Annotated in this window: 25 protein-coding genes, 1 tRNA gene and 2 pseudogenes; 16 read left to right on the top strand and 12 right to left on the bottom strand. The window is 50.5% G+C overall.

Translation table 11 applies throughout. The features are described from left to right. Nucleotide 1 precedes the first annotated feature (1 nt). A complete protein-coding gene (locus tag JQR86_RS23700; protein ID WP_434155721.1) occupies nucleotides 2-1,168 on the bottom strand; it encodes a Gfo/Idh/MocA family protein in 1,167 nt (388 codons plus the stop codon). 192 nt (nucleotides 1,169-1,360) lie between these two features. Here JQR86_RS23700 and JQR86_RS23695 point away from each other — a divergent pair, with 192 nt between their 5' ends. Further along, nucleotides 1,361-2,395: a LacI family DNA-binding transcriptional regulator gene (locus JQR86_RS23695; RefSeq protein WP_434155720.1), complete on the top strand. Its 1,035-nt coding sequence runs from the start codon at nucleotides 1,361-1,363 to the stop codon at nucleotides 2,393-2,395. Between the two features lie 475 nt (nucleotides 2,396-2,870). Here JQR86_RS23695 and JQR86_RS23690 read toward each other — a convergent pair whose 3' ends face one another. The 5 genes from JQR86_RS23690 to JQR86_RS23670 all read right to left on the bottom strand — a co-directional run bounded on the left by JQR86_RS23690 (nucleotide 2,871) and on the right by JQR86_RS23670 (nucleotide 6,324). After that, a complete protein-coding gene (locus JQR86_RS23690; protein ID WP_434155719.1) occupies nucleotides 2,871-3,140 on the bottom strand; it encodes a hypothetical protein in 270 nt (89 codons plus the stop codon). Between the two features lie 415 nt (nucleotides 3,141-3,555). Then, nucleotides 3,556-4,764, bottom strand: a complete 1,209-nt coding sequence (locus JQR86_RS23685) for an MFS transporter (RefSeq protein WP_434155717.1) — start codon at nucleotides 4,762-4,764, stop codon at nucleotides 3,556-3,558. A gap of 95 nt (nucleotides 4,765-4,859) precedes the next feature. Next, nucleotides 4,860-5,717, bottom strand: a complete 858-nt coding sequence (locus tag JQR86_RS23680; protein WP_434155716.1) for a LysR family transcriptional regulator — start codon at nucleotides 5,715-5,717, stop codon at nucleotides 4,860-4,862. Nucleotides 5,718-5,726: 9 nt separating this feature from the next. Continuing rightward, nucleotides 5,727-6,044 carry a helix-turn-helix domain-containing protein gene (locus JQR86_RS23675; protein ID WP_434155739.1) on the bottom strand — a complete coding sequence of 106 codons (318 nt, stop codon included), beginning with the start codon at nucleotides 6,042-6,044 and terminating at the stop codon, nucleotides 5,727-5,729. Nucleotides 6,045-6,250: 206 nt separating this feature from the next. Continuing rightward, nucleotides 6,251-6,324: transfer RNA gene (locus tag JQR86_RS23670), tRNA-Gly, on the bottom strand. Between the two features lie 335 nt (nucleotides 6,325-6,659). Between JQR86_RS23670 and JQR86_RS23665 the strand changes: the two genes are divergently transcribed. Continuing rightward, nucleotides 6,660-8,375 (top strand): P-loop NTPase fold protein, encoded by a 1,716-nt coding sequence (locus JQR86_RS23665; RefSeq protein WP_434155715.1) that lies wholly within the window; start codon nucleotides 6,660-6,662, stop codon nucleotides 8,373-8,375. A gap of 191 nt (nucleotides 8,376-8,566) precedes the next feature. On the opposite strand, the gene JQR86_RS23660 is transcribed toward JQR86_RS23665, so the two are convergent. From JQR86_RS23660 to JQR86_RS23650, 3 genes are all read right to left on the bottom strand, one after another. After that, nucleotides 8,567-8,989: a type II toxin-antitoxin system YafO family toxin gene (locus JQR86_RS23660; RefSeq protein WP_434155714.1), complete on the bottom strand. Its 423-nt coding sequence runs from the start codon at nucleotides 8,987-8,989 to the stop codon at nucleotides 8,567-8,569. Between the two features lie 6 nt (nucleotides 8,990-8,995). Beyond that, nucleotides 8,996-9,166 (bottom strand): hypothetical protein, encoded by a 171-nt coding sequence (locus JQR86_RS23655; RefSeq protein WP_434155713.1) that lies wholly within the window; start codon nucleotides 9,164-9,166, stop codon nucleotides 8,996-8,998. A 278-nt stretch (nucleotides 9,167-9,444) separates the two neighbouring features. Continuing rightward, nucleotides 9,445-9,768, bottom strand: a complete 324-nt coding sequence (locus JQR86_RS23650; protein ID WP_434155712.1) for a hypothetical protein — start codon at nucleotides 9,766-9,768, stop codon at nucleotides 9,445-9,447. A gap of 217 nt (nucleotides 9,769-9,985) precedes the next feature. Here JQR86_RS23650 and JQR86_RS23645 point away from each other — a divergent pair. From JQR86_RS23645 to JQR86_RS23585, 13 genes and pseudogenes are all read left to right on the top strand, one after another. Beyond that, nucleotides 9,986-10,299 (top strand): annotated as a pseudogene (locus tag JQR86_RS23645) (IS66 family transposase); the annotation flags it as partial. A 107-nt stretch (nucleotides 10,300-10,406) separates the two neighbouring features. Then, complete coding sequence (locus JQR86_RS23640) at nucleotides 10,407-10,895, top strand: GNAT family N-acetyltransferase (protein WP_434155711.1); 489 nt, start codon at nucleotides 10,407-10,409, stop codon at nucleotides 10,893-10,895. A gap of 1,189 nt (nucleotides 10,896-12,084) precedes the next feature. Further along, nucleotides 12,085-12,360: a hypothetical protein gene (locus JQR86_RS23635; protein WP_434155710.1), complete on the top strand. Its 276-nt coding sequence runs from the start codon at nucleotides 12,085-12,087 to the stop codon at nucleotides 12,358-12,360. Between the two features lie 192 nt (nucleotides 12,361-12,552). Then, a complete protein-coding gene (locus JQR86_RS23630; protein WP_434155709.1) occupies nucleotides 12,553-12,897 on the top strand; it encodes a hypothetical protein in 345 nt (114 codons plus the stop codon). A gap of 146 nt (nucleotides 12,898-13,043) precedes the next feature. Continuing rightward, nucleotides 13,044-13,370: a hypothetical protein gene (locus tag JQR86_RS23625; RefSeq protein ID WP_434155708.1), complete on the top strand. Its 327-nt coding sequence runs from the start codon at nucleotides 13,044-13,046 to the stop codon at nucleotides 13,368-13,370. Nucleotides 13,371-13,511: 141 nt separating this feature from the next. Next, complete coding sequence (locus tag JQR86_RS23620) at nucleotides 13,512-13,913, top strand: DUF6331 family protein (protein WP_434155707.1); 402 nt, start codon at nucleotides 13,512-13,514, stop codon at nucleotides 13,911-13,913. Nucleotides 13,914-14,481: 568 nt separating this feature from the next. Beyond that, nucleotides 14,482-14,841, top strand: coding sequence for a hypothetical protein (locus JQR86_RS23615; protein ID WP_434155706.1), 360 nt, complete (start codon nucleotides 14,482-14,484; stop codon nucleotides 14,839-14,841). Nucleotides 14,842-14,935: 94 nt separating this feature from the next. Next, complete coding sequence (locus JQR86_RS23610) at nucleotides 14,936-15,496, top strand: hypothetical protein (protein WP_434155705.1); 561 nt, start codon at nucleotides 14,936-14,938, stop codon at nucleotides 15,494-15,496. A 66-nt stretch (nucleotides 15,497-15,562) separates the two neighbouring features. Then, nucleotides 15,563-16,066, top strand: a complete 504-nt coding sequence (locus tag JQR86_RS23605) for a hypothetical protein (protein WP_434155704.1) — start codon at nucleotides 15,563-15,565, stop codon at nucleotides 16,064-16,066. Between the two features lie 42 nt (nucleotides 16,067-16,108). Continuing rightward, complete coding sequence (locus JQR86_RS23600) at nucleotides 16,109-16,585, top strand: DUF6985 domain-containing protein (RefSeq protein WP_434155703.1); 477 nt, start codon at nucleotides 16,109-16,111, stop codon at nucleotides 16,583-16,585. 402 nt (nucleotides 16,586-16,987) lie between these two features. Further along, a complete protein-coding gene (locus tag JQR86_RS23595; RefSeq protein WP_434155702.1) occupies nucleotides 16,988-17,383 on the top strand; it encodes a hypothetical protein in 396 nt (131 codons plus the stop codon). An 83-nt stretch (nucleotides 17,384-17,466) separates the two neighbouring features. Then, entirely contained in the window at nucleotides 17,467-17,877 is a 411-nt protein-coding gene (locus JQR86_RS23590) for a hypothetical protein (protein WP_434155701.1), read from the top strand. 172 nt (nucleotides 17,878-18,049) lie between these two features. Beyond that, entirely contained in the window at nucleotides 18,050-18,340 is a 291-nt protein-coding gene (locus JQR86_RS23585) for a hypothetical protein (RefSeq protein WP_434155700.1), read from the top strand. Nucleotides 18,341-18,462: 122 nt separating this feature from the next. On the opposite strand, the gene JQR86_RS23580 is transcribed toward JQR86_RS23585, so the two are convergent. The 3 genes from JQR86_RS23580 to JQR86_RS23570 form a co-directional block, all read right to left on the bottom strand. Continuing rightward, complete coding sequence (locus JQR86_RS23580) at nucleotides 18,463-19,674, bottom strand: tyrosine-type recombinase/integrase (RefSeq protein ID WP_434155699.1); 1,212 nt, start codon at nucleotides 19,672-19,674, stop codon at nucleotides 18,463-18,465. 160 nt (nucleotides 19,675-19,834) lie between these two features. Further along, nucleotides 19,835-20,224, bottom strand: a complete 390-nt coding sequence (locus tag JQR86_RS23575) for a hypothetical protein (RefSeq protein WP_434155698.1) — start codon at nucleotides 20,222-20,224, stop codon at nucleotides 19,835-19,837. Beyond that, nucleotides 20,199-21,052 (bottom strand): IS5 family transposase gene (locus tag JQR86_RS23570; protein ID WP_434155697.1). Its coding sequence is split into 2 segments (ribosomal slippage): nucleotides 20,199-20,704 and nucleotides 20,704-21,052, totalling 855 coding nucleotides; the frame shifts between segments, so codons are not numbered across the junction. Before JQR86_RS23570 ends, JQR86_RS23575 begins: the two co-directional genes overlap by 26 nt. A 107-nt stretch (nucleotides 21,053-21,159) precedes the next feature. On the opposite strand from JQR86_RS23570, the pseudogene JQR86_RS23565 reads away from it, so the two are divergent. Further along, nucleotides 21,160-21,286: pseudogene (locus tag JQR86_RS23565) on the top strand (3'-5' exonuclease); the annotation flags it as partial. Nucleotides 21,287-21,458: the final 172 nt, after the last annotated feature.

The raw sequence follows: 21,458 nt of genomic DNA, 5'->3' as shown, positions 1-21,458 counted from the left end.
GCTATTTTTCTCCATAGGCTAATGGTGTCCATTTGGCAGAGCTCAGATGACTGGCCAGCACGGATTCAATAAAGGCCATTCCTCTCACAGCTGCCTCGATACCCGGGACACTTACAGGATCCGTATTCTTCTCGATGACAGCCTTTGCAAAGGCTGTATAGAGATTGGCCATCGCTTCCAGATAACCTTCAGGATGCCCTGCTGGTAGCCTTGTTCGCTGTTTTGCCTCTTCACATAGCCACGGTTGGCCCTTCCCCGCCCGCAAGACCTGCAGAGGCTTGGTAGCCGATCGGTAGATCAGGCTGTTGGGCTCCTCCTGGCGCCACTCAAGTCCGCCTTGATCACCATAAAGACGAAGCTTGAGCGCATTCTCTTCTCCTACACAGACCTGGCTTGCGATAAGCACACCACTGGCGCCATGCTCGGTCTGGAACAGCACGGCGCCATCATCGTCCAATTGGCGCCCAGCGACATGGGTAGCGAGATGTGCACATAACCTGTCTATCTTCTGCCCACTCACAAACTCCGCCAGATTGAAGGCATGGACGCCAATATCACCTATGCATCCACTAGGGCCAGCCTGGTCAGGCATGCCACGCCACTGCGCCTGTTTATTTCCGGTAATTGCCAAGTCACCAGCGAGCCAGCCTTGCGGGTATTCAACAATTATTTTGCGAATCTTTCCCAGCTCTCCTGCTTTAACCATGTGGCGTGCCTGCCAGACCATGGGATACCCCAGATAGGTATGTGCCAGGCCATAGAAAACGTCGCGGCCCCGGACCAGCGAAGCCAGCTCTAGCACCTCATCCAGTGAAACGCCTGCAGGTTTTTCGCAAAACACTGGAATTCCAGCGTTGATAGCTGCCTTGGCGATAGGAACATGAAGATGATTTGGCGTAACGATAGACAAAAAATCGATGCGTTCGTGAGCTGGCAGCCTCTTTTCGTTATCTATAAGGGTCACCCATGCATCATGACAACGCTCAAGGGAAACGCCAAGCTGCTCGGCAGTATGCCGGTTGTTTTCGGCATCGCGGCTAAACGCTCCGCTGACAAGCTCAATGTGCCCATCAAGTGATGCAGCTAAACGGTGAACTTCGCCTATAAAAGCGCCACTGCCTCCGCCAACCATGCCCATGCGGACTTTTCGTCTGCTTTGTAATGTCATCCGAATTAATCCTTATAGTTATTTTTTGTTAGAAAATAGCCAAATGTAACCGGTTACACGCATCGATATAATAGGAGGCTTGCTCTAGAAGTCAATCAATGATTTTAGTCGCTACATAGAGGGTTAAAGGTTGAGTTATCCTAAACCTCTTATCTCAGGGGGACTGCCAAGCAGGCCGGTATTCGTAAAGTCATGTCTAACATTCGAAAAGTTGCCCAGCTTGCTGGCGTTTCTGTGGCCACCGTATCTCGAACGCTTAAAACTCCTGATGTAGTCTCTCCTGAAACGCGTGATAAGGTGCTTGCCGCGGTAGAGCAGGCAGGCTACCGCCCCAATCTGATGGCGATACAGTTTCGTTCGCGACGTACCAATAATTTGGTCGTATTAGTACCCGTAATTGCCAATACCTTTTTTGCACGCGTGATCAGCGGAATTCAACACACAGCGCAAGCAATGGGTTATAGAGTCCTACTGTGTAATACACAGGGTAAGCCAGAAACGGAGCGTGAATATGCCGAACTCGTGCATGCACGCCAGGCTGACGGAGTGATCCAGCTGCGTGCCAGCAATCCTTTCGGAGAGTCCACTCTAGCACCGACTGCGGAGTTAATGCCTCTCGTCAACGTGTGTGAGATTGTTGAAGAGGCAAGCTGGCCTACGGTCAGAATCGATAATCGTGCGGCTGCCCGGGCAATGACTGACCACCTTATATCGTTTGGACACAAACGCATTGCACTTATCCAGGGACCTGTAAGCAGTCCGCTAACCCAGGCACGCATGGCAGGCTACAAAGATGCATTGCAAGCAGCAGGCCTAAATATCGAAAGCAACCTGATTTTGCCCGGTAGCTTTACTCTGGATTCAGGAAGTCTGGCAGCAGAACGATTGATAGCTACTGGCAATTTGCCTACAGCCGTCTTTTGCGAAAATGATGAAATGGCAATTGGTGCAATACAATGCTTTCGTAAGGCAGGGCTAAGAATTCCTGAAGACATCTCGGTTGCTGGCTTTGACGATATCTCGTTTGCTGCCTATTGCGATCCACCGTTAACAACTATTGCTCAGCCAGCCGAGGCATTTGGACGGCACGCAGTTGAGTTAATGGCGGCCTTGCTGGAAAACAAACGTCCCATTCAGGGACGTCATCTAGTACTTCCATTTGAGCTTGTTATTAGGGAGAGCACCGCACCAATCACGGTGGCTAGCAGTGCAGCTGTTTTACAATGAGACTAGTGCATACAGGACGCAGCGTTGAAGCCACGATGCTATACAGCCTCAATCCATAATAAAATGAAATATAAGTCAGCTGCGTTCAGCAAGTTGTGGGTCAGTGATGATTAATAATAGTTAGTAGCCGAAGACCTGCCAATTGTATCCGGAGAGGAGTCATGTTCGCAGAGCTGATAAACAAGGAGCTGCATCTTCACGGCATAACAGCGAAGTTCAATGCAGTCGCTAGGTCAATTCATAAAGGTATGACACGGCGCATCAGCATTCGTTGAGCTTGACAACGCAACTTCTTTGCTTTCCTCGCTGCGCACCACATGTCCTGGCCAGCTCGCTGCCATAAGAATTGAAGACTCGGAAATTCATATCACGTACTCTGAGTCTATAAAAAAATCGTCTCTACACCTATTTCTCAATGCCATCCGACACACAGCCAGCCTCTGTTTCCCTTACTCACTCAGATCAAGACTACCGACTATTCACAGACGTCTTGGCTCTTGCGGCAGTACTCAAGAACGGACCTCAGGCAATAGGTGACGGTGTAAAACCAATGTGTGTCACCCGTTTCCATTGCCTTGCGAGCAGCTTCAACGATGTGAGCCGGGGTATCGAGGTCAGGTTCGCCTACGGTGAAGTTGGCGATATCGCAGCCTTCTGCACGCAACTGAGCGACCAGAGCGGTTGCCGCACCGCTCGGAGAAAGTGCAATGCTCAGCACGCGTTCAGACAGGGATTTGTTGCTCATCTCGTGTGCTATCAAAGCAGGCCGGCTTTAGCCAGCGGGTTGTTGATCCAGGATTGGTTTACCGAACCGTTGGCAATTTCTGCTTTCACGCGCTCTTCAAAAGCTTCGTGATCACGAGCCTTGGCCAGGCCTGACAATCTATTTGACCAACCCTGAAGACCACCCAGGTTTCAACGAGGGCTACCGGCAATACTTCAAGAAGCGTTGGCCCGTGCGTGCTGGAATCGGGGGCACGGCTCTGCGCGTTTCCGGCATGAAAGTCGAAGTAACCACTGTTGCGCCAAAAGTTAAAAATAAGGCTGCATGAGCCCTGCCTGTTATAATTTCAGAGATTATGAAGGCGCCAGTCCCGCTTGCCATAGCGGGATTGTTACTGACTGAATTAGAGGCTATAAGGTGACCCGCCGCTCTTAAGTCAGCTCTGATGCATGGCTTGAGCTTTCCCCTGCACTGCATGGCGCAAGTAAAGCTGCGTCAAAGCGAGGCATCCTTGGCATGCGATGATCGTCGCCAGGGAGATTATCCCAGTAGTTAAACCGAAGTAGTCAATCAGGTAGCCGGTCAGAACAGGGATAGCGCCGGCAGGCATGTACCCCCCCATGTTGAATACCGCATTTGCCTCAGCTCTACGTTCGCTCTGAACGTTGTCCGCGATCAGTGTCAGACCTCCCAGTTGTCCCAAGCCTTGGCCCGCGCCGGCAAGTAGCGCTGAGGCGATTAGCCAGACCACTGATCCCAACTCCAGCGCAATCCAGACGCTAAACATCGATGCAATTGTGGCGATGCCACTGAGAGAAAAGACGGTGCGGTAGCCGTACCGCTTCGCTGCGAATTGGACGCCCACTGCCACGATGAACATCGAGAAGGCCATGCAGCCGGTGATCAACGGGCTGTTTACTCCCATGAACGTGGCGATCAGCTTCGGGCCCAGCGACAGAATAAAGGATGTCGATGTGATGCCTGGGCCGAAGAACGCAATTCCCAGCAGTACGGTCCCTATGCTTTCCTTCGGCACGGTTGGCAGACGTGGCTTGAACGAGCCAGCTCCCAGCTTGCGATTCTTTTGAATCATCAATGCGAGCAGCGCCAAGCACAGCAGCGCAATTTCGATTCGGAAAACTGTGTGAATGGGCGCGGTAAGGTACTGCGCCACGACGCCTGCCAGTAGCGGCCCGGTACCTGCGCCGAACACCATTGCTACGGAAGCCATCAGCGAAGCGAAATGCTTACGGTGTGGCTGAGAATGTTCGACAACGTTGGCCATGCCCCCGGAAACCACTAGCCCGACCGATATCCCAGTCAGGAACCGGGCAAGCATAAGAGTGGCGATGCTTGCCGCCTGGTCGAACAGGATGGCAGCAATGATTGCCAGACCGATGCATGGCATCAACAGGGCTTTGCGACCGAAGTGGTCAGACAGCTGTCCGGCTACCGTCAGCGTCAAAAGCAGGCCGATGATGTAGCAAGCAAAAATCACAGTCAGTGTGCCTGAGGTAAAACCCAGGGTCTGCTGCCATATGCTGTAGAGGGGCGTAGCAGCGTTTGACAGGATGAAGATCGCAGTGACAATCCAAGCAGTTCGATACACGGCGAGCGTTCCCTGTTGGGGAGTGATGCTGCTCATGAGTAAGGTCTCTCTGGTAACTGGTTTCGAGCAAGATTAATCAGAGGACTTATGTGAGCCCATTCCTAGGGAATGCATACGGGATGTGAATAAATTCACATGACTTTAGTATTGGCCAATCCCTCAACAAGGAAATCTAGAACCACCCTGATCTTCATGGAACTGCGCAGGTCTTCATGGAAGGCGAGCCAGATAGGAAGCTCAAGGGGATTGTAGTGCATGTCAGCTCTGACTAACTCATATTCAGCGGCCAGGAAATCTGGCAAGTAGACTACGCCAGCACCGCCAACTGCAGCGAGCGCCTGGATCCGCAAGTCGTTGCTCGTCACAGAAAGCCGTCTATCTTGAAGGTGATCTATCAGCCATCGCTGCTGGACGGATTGCCTCATGCTGCGGTCGTAGCCGATAAATTCGTAATCAGCAGCTGCTCGCTTGGCCAAGTAAGCCTCACTTGCGTAAGCGAAGAAACACAGAGTGCCTAGTCTCTTGGCCACTACGCTTTGCTCTTCGGGCCGGACGAAGGTGATAGCTATGTCGGTCTCCTTCCTCGCCAGAGAAGCTGTGGACTTAGCGCCGACTAACCTGAGCTGCAAAAGGGGGTGGCGTTCGCGTAACTCTCCGAGCCTCCGAGCTACTAGCGTACCTAAATAGGCTGGAGGGGCAGAGAGAGTGACTTCGCCTTCAACACGGCTTTCTTCCCCATCGACGAAGCGTTCGAGTGCGAACGATGCCGACTCCATGAGTGCCGCATACTCACCTACCCGAAGGCCGTCTTCGGTGAGTTCATAAAGGCGGCTTCTGCGGTCAACCAGCTTCATGTTCAATGAGGTTTCAAGCGCAGAAATCCTGCGCGCTACAGTGACGTGCTCGACGCCCAAAGATCGAGCAGCCGCAGCCAGAGAACCCTCGCGAACGAAAGCGTTGAAATATCGAAGACTGTCCCAGTCAAACATGGCGTTTCATCAATGAGGGCCTAATTGTTTACGCAGGCTGCGAAGACGTGACAGCGTCACCTGGCAGGCTCGCTTGAACCAATGGATAAGATGCGAGCTGTCTGTGAGTCCACACTCATATGCTATTGGGGTGAATGATCGACTGCTGTTGATTACCATCCAATGAGCTGCTTTTAAGCGGAGCTGTCTCCAGTATTCTTCCGGTAGTAATCGCAATCGCTCGTTGAACAATATTGTCAGCTCTCGATCAGAAACGCCAACAGCATTGACCAACCTAACGTCGGCGCGAGCGAGACCCAGATCCTCGCCACCATTGAATGCCTGCATTTCCTCAACGCCTCGGTTGGTCATGAGGTAGTGCATAGTCTTGTCAGAGCGTACTTGCCCACAGTGTTCTGTTGGCCAGATTATGGATGCTAGACCACCAGGGCAGGTTATATATGGGCCATCACGAACTACAGGTTGGTCACTTACCGCAATAACACTCGGATGCAGTTGGCGTAATGCCTCCATCATGAAAAAATGGACGGGGCTGGAGTGGGTAGAGACAATCGAACCCTCACTGATTGCTTGGAAAGCAACAGTTGTACCATTCAACTATACCCGCATCACTAACGCGCCGTTAGAGTGTGCCAGGTCGCACACCTAGGTCAAGAGCGCAGGAGCCAGGCTTACAAGAGCGGCTGCCCAGTAAGTACATTAGTAAAAGTAGTGATATTTTAGCTATAAAACGAATCGCTAATGGGATGGCTCAAGCGATATGCATTTAGCATAAGCTTTCTTATGCGAAGTCGACGTGACCAGCATGCGCAGCAGCGGTCATGTTTTGACCGCCAGCGCGTCCACTGTTCAAGGCGCGTTAACCTGTCTTTGCTCCTATTTGACTAGCCACCAGCGTGAAACAACTGATAGCGTCTGGTTTTTAATCGCTAAGTCAGTCTTATGTCCAAATCGTTTGAACTCACCAAAGAAGCGCTTATTCAGGCTCTTGCCGATAACAATATTAAGGTAATAGCACTTTCAGGAGACTGGGGTACGGGTAAAACCTATCTTTGGAAAGAGGCTGAGAAAGGTTTTAATCTAAAAAATAAAGATAAAGTAGGCTCCAGTAGTCAAAAGCCTCCTATCTATGCAACGTTATTTGGTGCAAAGTCAGTAAATGAGTTAAAGCTAAAGTTAGTGAATAGTGCTACAGGTAGTAGTGAGATTAGTGCTTTACTCACTGATGGTGCAAAGTCTTTAGCCGCTAAACTTCTTCCAGGCCTTCCGGTTGAGAGTGCTATACTACTTTCAGCGCCTAAAATGCTCTCGAATCGATTAATCGTAATAGATGATATTGAAAGAAAGCACAAAGACTTGGATATAGAAGAAGTCCTTGGATTTATTAACGAGTTTTCAGAGCTTCATAATGTAAAGTTTCTGATTCTTGTAAACTCTAACAAGCTTATCGATAAAGAGCTTTGGGACAAGTTTCATGAAAAAGTAATAGATCATGAAATAAAACTTAATCCAAGCATTGAAGATGCCTTCACCATTGCCAACAGTTTAGTGCCTGTCATACACCCACAGGTATTTAGTGAGTACCTGTCAATAATACATATCAAAAATATACGTGTTATAAAGAAAATACTTAATTTATTTAACAGGATTCATAAAAACTCTGACTTGCAAGACGAAGAAGTAGCTAGACCGATTATAGCTACAACACTTCTAGTAGCCGGATCCCACTATACGGCTTCCCCCCATATACCTACTGCTGCTTATCTTGAAAGTTATGATTCATTGGTTTGGGCAATGAAATCAAAAGAAAGCAATGATGAGAAAAGCGTCTGGAATCGCCTCTTGCAAGAGCTAGATACACATATAGATAAATCTTATGCTGATGGCCTTAACAAGTATATAGAAACAGGATTTATTGAAAACACAGATATCGATCTGTCTGTGAGGACTATTGCACAGTTTCAGAAAAATCGAAAAGCAAATGAGCTTTATGATGAATTTAAATGGGCATACTTATGGGATAAATCCCTAAATGAGGAAAGTTTAAAACCTTATTTCACCCGATTTTTTGGAAGCGTCAAAAGCCTAAATGCTGTCACTGTCACTTTAATAGCAGAGGCTTTTGATGAGTTTGGTTTGAAAGACTACTCATTAAGACTGATTAATGAATGGGTAGATAAAAACAAGAATACTCTTCTGTTATCAAGATCAGAGGCAGCACGCACAATAAAGGAAGTACACCCATTAATTGCTGAGATGATAAACGAAGAATCCAGTAAGCTTTACCCGCCTTTGTCTTTTGAAGCCGCTGTAGCCAGTATAGCTAAAGATGACAATTGGCTTGAGCAGGAATTAAAAGCTTTAGATGAATCAACTATTGAAACTTGCATTGAAGTTTTGCAAAGACTAAATGGATCTGAGCTTGCCCTGTTTTTAAGCCATATGTTCCATATAGCAAGAATTTCTAATAGAGGCCCTGAAACACAAAAAGCCTTAGATAACTTCTTAGCTGCTGTTCACACTATTATTAAGAAAGAGCCTAACTCCCGAGAAGCCAAGATACTGCAGCGAGCGTTTACTCAGTACGGTGCCGATGGTGCTCTCAAAGCACTCGACGAGAAGGAAAAAGCCGACGAAGATTCACGTAAGGCCCCGTAAATCTGAATTTACTGGCTATGCGCTCTGTGAAATCTGAGAGAGTTTGACGCCCTATCTCTTCCAGATTTCGCGTAGCTGCATGTAGGTTGAGTCTAGCCCAAGCCGTCAGGATATACTTCGGTCACAGGCACTTGCAGGCATCCAGCAACAAAAAAGGCCCCCGATTGGGAACCTTTGGCGTTCTGAATGATTTACTGGTCAGGTTCTTCGTCGTACTTACGTTTGCCTTGAAGCCAAGGTTCTATAACGGTCGTGTTGAGCTTACCGATATAGGATCTCCACTTGTTTCTATCGTGGGCTGCAGGACCAATAATATCCAACAGTAAATACTCTTCTTGGAAAGTATCCTTGCCGTACAGCAAGTAAAAGTCGTTCGGAGGGTCAAGCCGATTGGTTCTACTGTTTTGGTCCAGCGTCTTGCTCCACTCACTTACCCTTTTTGGATCCTGAGTGAGGTGCATGTGCCAGAACGTACCCTTAAAGTCGTCTTCAGGTACGTCCTTACCAAAGTAATCAGGAAGATCACCACACAGCTTATAGTTGTAGAAGTCTACAAAAATGCTATACCAGTGCGGGTTTTGTTTGAATTCGTCAGCAACCTTTACAGAATACAAGGAAACTCACTTAGCCGGAGGGAGCTCTTCGTGCTCACAGAAGTATTTGAAGCGGGCATTCCCTACTTCTGCACCTGCACGAATAGCGGCAGCAGTGTCGGCAAATGTATGCCCTGGCTTGTGGTTGCGACGACGTGGTGTAGCAGCAACAGGTTCTTTCGTCAGCGCAGTTTTCATAATCTTGTCCCCTTTGTGGGTGACTGGCCCCCGTTTGTGGGATGACCCGAAGGTACCGTGAAGACTCACATTAAGCCTCACAATAGACTTCATGATATTTGAGATCGTAATTCACTGCAATAGTCAACCATCATTAGCGCCACAGCCTGTGGATAATCACTGACAAGCGGCCTTTGTCAGCTTCCATTAGCAGGTCGGGACGATCTCTGGGTTCCTCTAAGTAACAAAAAAGGCCCCGTAGGGCCTTCTCTGTATTTACGTATTTACGTACTTACATATTACTCGGTAGCAGCTGCTTCCTGAGTAGAGTCAGTAGCTTCTACTACGATCGGAGCGTTCAGTTTGAACGTACCTGCGCGGTAGAACGTGACGGTGGCATCTACATCACCCTTGGCAATCTGAAGCTGAAGACGAGTTGTAACACTCTGGATCTTCTCATCGATTGTCAGGTCAGGAGTCTGCAGGGACAGGCCCTTGAGTTCCTGGCTTGGGTAGTTGTTGTTTGCCAACAAGTCGCTGTCAGCCTGAGTGCTCCACGCATCTGCTACAACCGAGTGGCTCAACTGTACAGCGGCTAGGCCGGTACCCTTGGAGTCTGCCAAGCAAACCGAACGCAGTACATCGCCTACTATCAAATCCTCAGCATGAATGACTTGGCTCAGGGTTGCAGCGCACGCATCAGGTCACCCGCTGGCACGCATCAACATACCTGCCAATCTGATTGCCGTCGAAAATGACGATCAGGCGCCTTACACGAGCGTTGGGGCAGACAGAATTGGCTTCAGTGTAGCAGCACAGGCCGGGAATATTTCAGAGTTTGTAGCTCAACGCGAACGTGTGCCCGCGGGCTCGGGCACGGCCAAGGCACTGGATTACAGCTTTAAACGCTGGGCAGCGCTGACGCGCTACCTGGAAGATGATGCTGTGCTCATCGACATCAACCAGATCGAGAACTTGATCCGGCCGTGAGCGCTTGGGCGGTCGAACTGTTTGTTTTCGGGGGGTCGCTGCGCAGCGGCAAGCGGGCGGCGGCGATCATGAGCCTGACCCAGTCGGCGCGCATGAATGAACATGAGCCGTATACGTATCTCAAGGATGTGCTGACGCGGTTGCCGACGCAGCGGGCCAGCTAGATCGAGCAACTGCTGCCGCACCAATGAAGGCGCCCGATAACAGGCAAGATGCTTGAGCAAATCTAAGTAGGCTAGAATGCCTGATGCACAGACCTCAAGGACGCGCGATGATATTGCAACACAGGCCAGTGAAGGCTGATGACATCAGAACTATCTGTAGCTTTCCCCTGAACGCTCGCGAACTGTTTTATATGTTCCCGAAAGCTCAATACCCTCTGACTGAAACTCAGCTGTCTAACGCTATTACTCAACGATTCGACTCGACGGTTGCCGAGAGCCAGAACAGCATCGTCGGCTTTGCTAACTTCTATCGGGCTGAAACAGGTGGGGTTTGCTGTATCGGCAATGTCATCGTTGCCCAAGAAGCACGAGGTAGAGGTGTGGCAACCTTCATTGTGGAGACGATGACAGCCCTGGCGTTCGACCGTTATGACGCTACAGAGGTACAGATCTCGTGTTTTAACGAAAATACAGCAGGCTTGCTGCTTTATTCAAAGCTAGGCTTCTCGCCCTTTGCTGTCGAAGAGCGAATCTCGCTTGATAGTCGTAGATCAGCACTCATTCATATGACCCGCAGCAGATCGGCCCGAGCGTAATGCTCACTTTGAAAGCCCGCTTAATGCCGCTGCTTTCAGGTATACAGTCGGCTGCTTTGGTTTTGGTGTGTCAGTGCTGAATAGGCAGCGCTGTGCCACCAAGAATCAGGGGCGCGATCACCGGACGCTTACCTAACAACGGCTTTCTTGAGCACCGCGTCTTCAAGAGCTGTCTTGCTGCCTGCGTTCTTTGGACCCTGTTGATCGCAGGCGCCACGTACCTGAGCTGGCCAGAGCAGACTCGACCCATGCCTGTCCTGCCCGAGCTGCCCAGCCTCGAACACTACGAGCAGGCGTATAGCAGAGGTCTTACAGAGGAATCGTTCTTTGAATTCCATGCCGCAGCAGTAAGGAAGCAGAACACCATCCTTGCTACCCATCAGGAATTTGAAGAAGGGTATGGGGACAGGATCAAAAGGCTGCTGCTTGTGGTTTTAGGGATATGGACAGGCCCCTGTGCAGCGCTTGGAGTAGCCTTAGCACGCATGGAAGACAGACGATAATGCGATCCTTTAGCGTATCAAATATTTTCCAGAGCTTGGCGACATACATAGGGGCAAAAAGTCTGGTCCTTCTCCTCCTACCGCGCAGCGGTAAAACTACGACGCTGGACGGCTCAAATTTAGTGGATTCGACGATGTACAATTCCCATATACCGTCACTACGACTCGGTAACGTCAGTGCTAGACAGGGAGAAAAATATGACATGGAATGTTATGCGTCAGACGTGCTCAGCGTGTTATCCGTCAGTTGACGTCTAATAATAGTTAGGTACTTGAATGGAATCACTGAACCTCCCAAGACTGAAGTACTTCATGTCTTGCTACTATCATCAAGACTGGGCTCTTGACGCAGGCAGCGACAACGAATGCGACCTCTGGAGCCATTACTTCACGTCTGAGAACTTAACCTCCGACGAGGAACGTTATATCTAACGTCCGCGCGCTGCTCTAGGAGCCCAGCGATCAAATTCTAAAGACACTATCTGAGTTTCAGTCTTCAGGGAAATATTGGAATTCGTCAAGCACAGCAAAACAGTGGTTAATCGATTTCGAGCAATATTTAAACACACGCCCTCAAAACGCTGCCCACCGCACGAGCACCTAACTAGTGGTTCAAATCGCTCGCTTCGCTCACTGGGACCGGCTAAAGCCGGCCCCTTAACCAAACGTTAGGCCTCAGCAGTGCAATGAGCTTACTTCGATACATTCCGATATGGCGCCGCAATAAAAATGGCATTGTCCTGTACCGGTGCTTCGAAATTATCGGCGGCAATGGTTTCACGGTGCAGAGCGCAGATCACTTCACTACCGAATCACTGCCAACACGTATGCCAGAGCTTGAAAAGCAATTTCTTGAACTTTTGGCTGAGCAATCGCCAGAGGAGCGCTTTCCTCTTCACCCGTCAATTGAATCGGCCATTGCGGCTTTCGATGCAGAGTTCGGAAACGAATACAGCGTTTAGCAGAGGATGTGGCATGGCATTTCGCTTTTTGCGCGGCTCAGTTTTACATACATCGAAGCAGCTATAGCCTAACCAGTCGTTCAAATCGCTCGCTTCGCTCACTGGAACGGGCTAAAGCCCGCCCCTTAACCAAACGTTAGGCTGGCCATGAGACGTCGACTGCTGGATCAATGCTCCTAAGGAGAATAGGTCGTGCCAACGATTGCAATTCAGCTCAACCCAGCTCTTCTGAGCAACCCCGACCTTGATCTCCGCTATGTAGTGCCGGAGACCATCGAAGCTCGATCCGGCCGAATGGTGTCTGATGACGGATTCGACTACGGGAGAACATCCGACCGAATGACGGTATTTCTTAGGACTGCAGATGTTGAAGCTTCGATCCCAGCTGTTCTCGACGCCCTTGATGTCGAAATACTGGGAAACCGACTTCTGGAAGAAGGAGTCATTATCGCGACCGCCGCTCAAGACCACTGCCACGATGAGAATGAGTACACAGTTGTCTATCCCATTGAATCAAGGGCTTTCTCACTTGAGTAGAAATGATGTTTTTCTTCATTTACTAAACGGTCAGGCGCTACAGCAGAACCACTTGTTGCGAAGTCGGCCTAACCACTCCATTGAGGGGATGTGCAACCGACTTCGCCGGTCGGCCACCCCTCATGCCAAACGTTAGGCCAGTGCATATGGAATTCATAGCACCACTTAGCTCTGAGGCCGCATGCAGAGAAGTTATTTCTCAGTGGTCACAATTGTCGGAGTTGGCTGATTTTGCTGAACGCAGACATGGCTACGGAAGTAGTGATGGCGGGTTTGGTATTACCTATCCTGGTGACCTTGATGAATACGACATTGAAGTAGAAGGGATTAAGATACCAAATGGTTCAGTGCTGCTTTATAGCTATGCGTTCGCACTGCCACCGGGATACGAGCTTTTAGTTTCCGAGTACCACTACTTAACTGTCTTAGCTCATGTTTTTTTGGAAAAAAAACTTACAATGCGAGGTCAATAGAATACGAGCGCTCATGCTAAAACTCGAGCAGTCTTAAATGACAACCGTTTGGCGTTCTCGCCTAACAAACGGTTCAAATCGCTCGTTTCGCTCACTGGGACGGGCTAAAGCCCGCCCTTTAACCAAACGTTCGGAAGAGAAATGAGGCTGGAAGATCCCTTACTCAATATGGTGAGCAAATGCCAGACGCTCTGTGTCGCAGAGTGCTGCGGCGCCGACGCGTTCGACTTCTCTCCGATTCATATCGCATCGTACTTAATCATGTGGGAAGGTAAGCCAAACCCGAATAGTGTGGCCAAACTACGTAGCCAGCTTGAATTCCTAAAGGCTAGTTATGGTAGCTCGACGTCCAGCGCTTCCGGTGTAACTATTCACGACATGAACCAAGAGTTCGCTAGTGCCGAAATCGATGCGCTCGTGGATGAGATCACGGCAAACCTAGAACTCGCGCTCCGGCTTTGTACTGAAACTGAGAAGCGGCGGTACGGCAGCATCGAACAAAGAGCTGGAGCCGACGGCGAGGACGCCGCAGCTCAGCCCTAACGTTAGGTATACATGGAAAGTTTGAGTGCCGCTCTGTCATTGTGGAAGGTTGGGCTTGTAAGCTCAGAAGACCTAATCGCTTGGGTAGACGCGCACATTGGGGCATCCAAGAACCCTAATGAAGTTTTAGTCAATCTATCACTAGACGGCCCCGATGCTTGTCTTAAGCGACCCATTTATGATTTTCCTCTTAGGCCAGAAGAGCTCACATTTACCGAAGAGTTTGGCTTGCGTGTGTCCGGACTAGATCTATCTGCGCTATCTATAATGCATAGCTTTATAAAGTGGGCAACAACTAACTGCTTCGGCGAAAACCTAGATGATCCTGTAGTTATATTTTGCTACCAGCTTGAAGATATAAGCACTTTGGGAGAGCAGGTGGACTTTCTGTACAATCAGCTTCCGCCGCTGATCCCTCGAAGCCTGTCTGTCGCCGATTCTTTCTTTTCCCGCGTACCTGGCTTGAAACCGAAGGGAGCCGGATGAAGCGCCTAACACCCGGTTCAAACCGTTCGCTTCGCTCACTGGGACGGAATAAAGCCGCCCCTCAACCAAACGTTAGGCAATTATGTATCGTATTCCAGAAGACTTAGACCTCTCAGATATGGTGGGAGAAGTCACAACGCAGATAATGGTTGGTCAGTTCGATCTGCAGTTCAGCTTTGGGAAATACCATTTTGCAGTTCAATCAAACATAAACCTTGTCAAAAGCGGTAAAGTTATTGGTGTCTGGCAAGAAGGTGTGTGGCCTCCATCTCTTTTTTTTGAAATCATGAATGTCAGCGTAGTGAGATGCCGAATTTTGGATGACAGAACAATCGCTATCTATCTGGACAACGGCATTGAGATACATCTGAAAGACAATTCGGATCAATTTGAGAGCATGTACATCTCAATTGATGGCGAGCTAGGGCCGTGGGTCATCTGAAAGGCCTAACACACTGTTCAAACCATTCGCTTCGTTCTCTGGGATTGCGTACCGCAGCCCCTTAACCAAACTTTATGCCCGAGAGAGGGGCGAGATGAAAGCTGACAGGATCTACTTCGAAGATAATCCGTGGCCTGAAGGACACCCGGTCAAAGAGTTCACTTGGTCCGCGAAAGAGGTAGGTGGAGATGTATGGTTCGACATACATCTTGAGTCGGCTGATTACTACGCTGAACGCGACATAGAACATGACGACGAGATAGATTACCCATCGGACTGGGCGGCGCCGATCGTGTGGGGCAACTATCACTCGTGCACTTTGTCTTCGAACTATTGGCATGATGGCGGGTTTCGGATTTGCCCCAAGACGAAGTACACGCCTGACTTTCTAGACGGGCTTGAAGTAGAGGTAGACCCGAACCCTGAAGGCATAGAGGAGTGGAGTGATCTCGCCTTTCACATCTATCTGCTAGGGCATGATGCGGTCGCCAAACACAGGATAAGGTTTGAACGGATCGGCGCCTCTACCCGTTTCAAAATTATTTGGTCAGGCATGATTGCCCAGGCGTATGTCGGAGACTATGAATTTGAGCACAGATTCTCTGTTATTGTCTCAACAGCAGAGTTTCCCGAGCTTAAAGAGAAAGAGGCATAACCAGAGGTTAGAGCCGATACGCTAACGTGCGCGGCTCAATCTGGATGTTAGAGGTATAGCTTAGCCATGCGTCTACAAGTAGCTCTTTTCAGGGATGGGCTTCGGCTTGGCTTATGTGAGGTGCGAGATGTTGTTCAGTGGGCAGACCATCAACTAGCTCGCTTGAAAAATCCACCTTATGAGCTGATTGAGTTTTCATTGTTAGGCAGCAGTATTCATGAAGCTGTAAGTAAGTTGCGCGAATTCAGCGAAAGTATTTCGGTAGTTGAGACACTTCCAATACTGCTTTCAGCAGCCAACAAGCGTCTTCAGATAGAGATCGGATTTGGCCCGCAACTGGCTGAAGCGTTATATCAGATATACATTCAGCACAGTTCTGTCCTTCCAGAGCCGTTTTCCATTTGTGGCTACTTTGACGATGCATACAGCCTCGCCAGCTCTGGAACGTTTGGCACAGAGGGGGATGTGTACCGAGAACTGCTTGAGTTTACCGCAGAGTTCACATCCGCCTCTAACAACATCTTCGACCCGACCGCCTTCTCCGCTGACGCTACGAAGCCGGCGAGTTAAGCTGGGCGTTGGACTTCTTGGTGACGGCTTGGAGAAGAACACATGTTCGGTCTGTTTAAGTCAAGGCTGTTCTCCGATCCGCAGCTGGGCGAGCTCCTTCGTTCTCAAGGCTCTTGGCGCGGTTCGATTACCTTCTGTGAAGTCAGCACCTCACTCGTAGTCAGTGGCGATAGAAACGGACCAGACTCACAAGCAATGCAGGAAGCTCGCGCCCTTTCGAGCCAATTCCCAGCCTGGAAACAGATTATCGAAAATGCATTGTTCGAGCACTATACCCCATACGCGGAGGCACTGGCAGCAGGCGAGTTGCTGCGGTCGAGCGAGCCGATTCCAATACTTGAAGCGCCTGGTCAAGTCTGGCCTCACGTCACTCTGGTCTTCGTTTCTGTCAGGCCACTAGGCATCAAGCTAACTACAGAGTTTGGTTACACCACCGCCTGGGATGAAGAGCACATCCTTGGAGCTCGCTTCCAAGCGGGTCGGTTCATTGAGCTTTGTGGCAGTGTGATGCCTGCATGATCGAGACCTCCAACCCTTCAATCGAGAGGACTTGCGCCGGCAAGCCTTTCATCTCAAACGCTAGGTAGCTCATGCCGAAACTTGCATGCCCGTGCGGCTATGTTCATAACCTCTCGCAAATCCCAGATGCCGGCTGGATAACGATTCGAGACGAAGAGTTTGAATTAATTAGCACCTCAGGTCTCAGCGACGAGGAAAAGCTTAATGCTTTCTACTCAGCATCGGGGAGCATCTATGTCTGCCCCAACTGCGAGCGACTAATGTGGGCCAAAGAAGACAGCGCCGAGTTTGTTACCTACTCCAAAGAGCAACCTAACTAGTGGTTCAAGTCGTTCGCTTCGCTCACTCGGGACGGGCTAAAGCCCGCCCTTTAACCAAACGTTAGGCAACCAAGAAAGAATCATGAAGCTAATCAACGGAATTGATACTGTAAACGATATTGTTTCCGGAAGCTGGGTCAAACACTCCGACGTTTTCGCGGTGAAGCTCACCCCAACGCTTAACGAGCTAGGCGAGTTCTCATTCGAATTCTCTTTGACAATGGTTCATAACTTCCCTGCCACCAATGCGGATGGAATCACAATCCATTGTTCAAACCCTGAAATTAAACAGTGGCCCACAGGCAACCAAATTATTGGCCTTGCAATAGATTACGTAGACGCATGTAAGGATTCTGGTTGGGAGCGCGGATTCTGGGAGATCTCCGACTTTGAATTTGGTGCTATAGAAATACGATGCACAGATCTATACGTCACTAGGGAGTCTCCCGAAGCCCTAAATGCCATGATTAAAGCCTAACAAGTGGTCCAAAAGTTCGCTTCGCTCGCTGGGACGCGCTAAACCGCCCGTTAACCAAATGTTAGATGCCGAAAGGAAAAGACATGCTGTATCCCTATTTTTTCGAGCGCGATAATGCGCGCTCTCATCTAACACTCGAAGAGTGGCAAAAAGCTGTCGAGAGTGTGTCAGGTGTCCGTTCTGTTAAATCACCACTCCAAGGGCTTGGCGAATGGATTGGGTACGTTGTTAATCCTCTGGGCTCACCCAACAAGGAGTTTCATGACCGCCCAGAACGTGCCCACGATGCCGAGGTGTTCTTCCCAGACGTAAATCACTGGTTTCGTGCGTTCTACTGGTATCCTCTTCCTGAGCGTGGGCTTGGTGTCGTAACTTTCGAAAGTCCGCCTGGAAATGTTGTGCCCAATGACTATCAGGTATGGGTTATTGCCCGTAAGCTGGCGGCACACTTGGGTGCCGAGCTCGTTGGCGCAAACGAAACCGCTTATGAATAGTTGTCGCCTGGCAGCGTGGCCTAACCCGTCCATCAAGCGGACGGGCCAGTGGCGGCTTCGCATTCATTGATCCGCCGCTTATTCAAACGTTATGCATCAAGGATAGATTTATGCAGCTAGCGGATTTTGCACACGATTATTGGCAATTGCGTAACTCAACGTGGGGCATCATATGAGACTCTTGCTCGCATACGCAGTGACCGTGTTTTTGTCGGGAGTTGTAGCCTTCATCGTAGCGGCGATGTTGGGAGGTGCCGCGATCTTCGCAACACCCTTTGTTTTTAACTTTCCCGTGCCCGATCCTCCAGACTCAGTCGACTTTGGGAGAGGAATCTTGATGATGCTGGTCGGTTTGAGCGTGTTCGGAACGCTTCTAGTGCCTCTGTGGGTCGTTGGTTTCGGATACTTATGGAAGAAACTCGATGTTGAATCATTTATTGCAAATGATGCCGCAAGTAACTAAGTTAACACCCGGCTGGATTTGAAATAACCAACAAAGAAAGCGGATAAGTCACATTACCTACCTGACTGGATGCACTTTTGATAACGCAGATCTGCAAAACTATCTAACAGCCTTACGCTATATCAGCCAGCCACGAAGCCTGTCTCCGCCTGTTTAGTCCGCTCAGAGGGCCTATACAGGAAATCGCTCCACACCTGCATCAACCCTCTCCTCTTTTCCAACAGATCCCCACGGTTATAGGCCGCTTCCACCTTGCTCCCCAACGTATGCGCCAGTGCCATCTCACATACCTCTCGGGGATAATTCGTAGTCTCCGCGGCCCAGGTTCTGAAGGTGGCGCGAAAGCCATGCGGCACTGCCATGTGAACCTTTAGGGTATCTAGTACGCGGCCAATGGCATTGCCGGGAATACAGCCCGTGCGACGACTGTTTGGGAAAACCCACTCCGGATGCTGGCCCTTCTGCTGGCTGATCACCTCAATCATGGCCTCGGTCAGCGGGATACGATGTGTCTTGCCCGTCTTCATGCGCTCGCCCGGAATAGTCCAGAGCTTTTGCTCAAGATCCAGCTCGGCCCACCGTGCGCCGCAGGTCTCGCTGTTACGGGTTGCGGTCAGGATCATGAGTTCTGTTGCGCGTGCTGCAGCGCCCTCAAGGCTATCGAGCCGATGCATGAGCTGGGCGGTATCCTCGGCAGACAACGAGCCAAACGGCCTGACCCTGCTGCCCTGTTTGGGCAGGAGCTTGTCCAGGTGCCCGCGCCAGCGCGCCGGGTTCTCCCCTTCCCTTAGCTTTCTGGCCTTGGCCGCATCGAGGACCAGTTCAATACGGTTGCGCAGGCGACTGGCCGTTACCGGGATAACGCTCCAGATAGGTTCCAGCACTTCCAGGACATCATCGGTATCTATTTCGGCAAGAGGCATTGAGCCAATCACGGGAAAGACATGCTTAGCCAGTGAGTTCTGCCACTGCTGCGCGTGCTTGGTGCTCCAGCTGGGCGAGTGCGTTCGAATATAACGTGCAGCCTCGGTCTGAAAGGTCTTGGCTTCCAGCTTCTCAGAGGATTTGCCCTCACGCTCTTTCCGGCGCTCAAGGACTGGGTTGATTCCACGAGAGATTTTAAGCCGGTACTTGTCTGCCGCCAGGCGCGCATCACGCAGGGAGACTGCTGGATAGCTGCCCACCGAAAGATCATGCCGCCGGCCATTGATCATGTACCGAAATATCCAGCTCTTGCGCAGCTGGGCGGAAATGCGAAGCTGAAGACCGCGGCCATCCTGATAGCTTCCGGGTTCGGAAAGGGCTTTTACAAGTTTGGGGGTTAGCTTGCTCATATGAGGCCATGATACTGCCGGAATCATAAAATGAAACGAAATGTATGGGGATAGTTCATCCTCATACATTAGTGATCTAAAGCTTTGTGATAACTGATTTCTTGCAATGGGGCCAGAATTTCTCCCACACCTTTTCCCCACAGGTCGCCTGCCCCAGCGCCTAGCTATGTCCCAGCACCTGGGCCAGCGTCTGTTGGGCTACCTGAACCGGGCTGTCCACCATTTCGGTGACGAGTGGCGAAAGGGATATGGCCGAGACGGCGCGCTCCAGCCGGTCAAGCGAATTAACCAGTGCCGGCGCAGCTCTACACAAGGCATCGATGCGTGCCATGTCCTTTACGCGGATGCCGGTGACGTTCCACTGCTTGAGCAACAGTGAGCCAAAGTCATCATCCAGACACAGGACTCCAGCCCTCGCATGTGTCTCTTCAGACAGATCGAACAGGCACAGCGGGCGACTATCCAGGCACAAGGCATGGTAGTGATCTGTCTTGTACTGCCGCTGGGTATACACCAGCAGACACTTAGGGTTTGTCTGAAAAGTCGGCACGCATGCATCGCTCGATACAGGCCAGCGTAACCATGGCCTTGAAGCTGCTAGCCAGCTTGTCAAAGCGAGTACAGAGCCGACGCTTTTCCTTTAACCAACCGAATAGCCGTTCGATCACGTTACGCTGTTGATACTTGGGCCTATCAAACAGGCGAGGCAGACCTGTCCGGGGCTTGCGGTGCATCGTGCGCTGGGCAATCACCGGCTGCATACCGAAGCGGTCGCAATAGCGACGCAACCCTTCACTATCGTAGCCCTTGTCCGCGATCACTGTCCGGCAACGCTTGCGTGGTCTGCCCTGAGAGCCAGGAAGACGCACCTGATCGAGTAACGGAATAAAGTTGCGCGAATCGGCCTGCTGACCAGGCGAGAGGGTAAAGCTCAGCGGATAACCATTGGCATCGCAAAGCAGGTGAATCTTGGTACCTAACCCACCCCGGCTGCGTCCCAGGCAATGATCTACAGGTTCGTCCGGGCCCCTTTCTTTCCGCCTCCTGCCGCGGCACGGGTAGCTCGAATGGTCGTAGAGTCCACCATCCAGGTATCCAGATCGATAAAGCTATCCTGGCGAAGCTGCAGATGCAGACGAGTCAATACGCGCTCAAACGTTCCGTCGTCCCGCCATTGGCGAAAACGCTGATAGACCGTTTTCCAAGGGCCGTAGCGTTCGGGTAGATCACGCCATTTGGCGCCGGAGCAAAGGATCCAGAAGATACCATTGAGCATCTGTCGATCATCCCGGCGAGGACGGCCCATGGTCTGGGGAGGAGAAACGATGTCTTCAATCAATGCCCAGCGCTGACTCGAAAGCTCGTAGCGACCTGTCATGTCTGCCTCCGCTTGCCACAACGGCATTAGGCTAACAAACGCGACTTTTCAGACAAACCCTAGCCTTGTTCAACTCTCAGCATACTATTCGAAATATAAGGGGCTAGATGATGAGCGATGAGTTTTATGTTTCCGTCGATGTCGAGACTGCCGGGCCGGTGCCAGACATTTATAGCCTGCTCTCCATCGGTACTTGCCTCGTCTCAGAGCCGCTAGTCCATCTATCTTGAGTTATTGAAAAGCAATCTGCTTGTTTTAGCGCAAGCTACGAACTGCCTGATCTCTATGGCCTTGAGTCTCAAGGGCCTCCACGTTAAAGGACAGATTTCCAGTCTTTTAAATTCACCCGCATGAAGGGAGGGCTGAATGTGACGCTGCAAACTTCCTATTAGCTTTATAATAGGAG

This window comes from Pseudomonas sp. JZ134, assembly GCF_051027695.1.
Taxonomy (GTDB): domain Bacteria; phylum Pseudomonadota; class Gammaproteobacteria; order Pseudomonadales; family Pseudomonadaceae; genus Chryseomonas; species Chryseomonas luteola.
The sequence above is the reverse complement of the archived record's forward strand: the minus strand, read 5'-3'. Positions and strand labels throughout refer to the sequence as shown.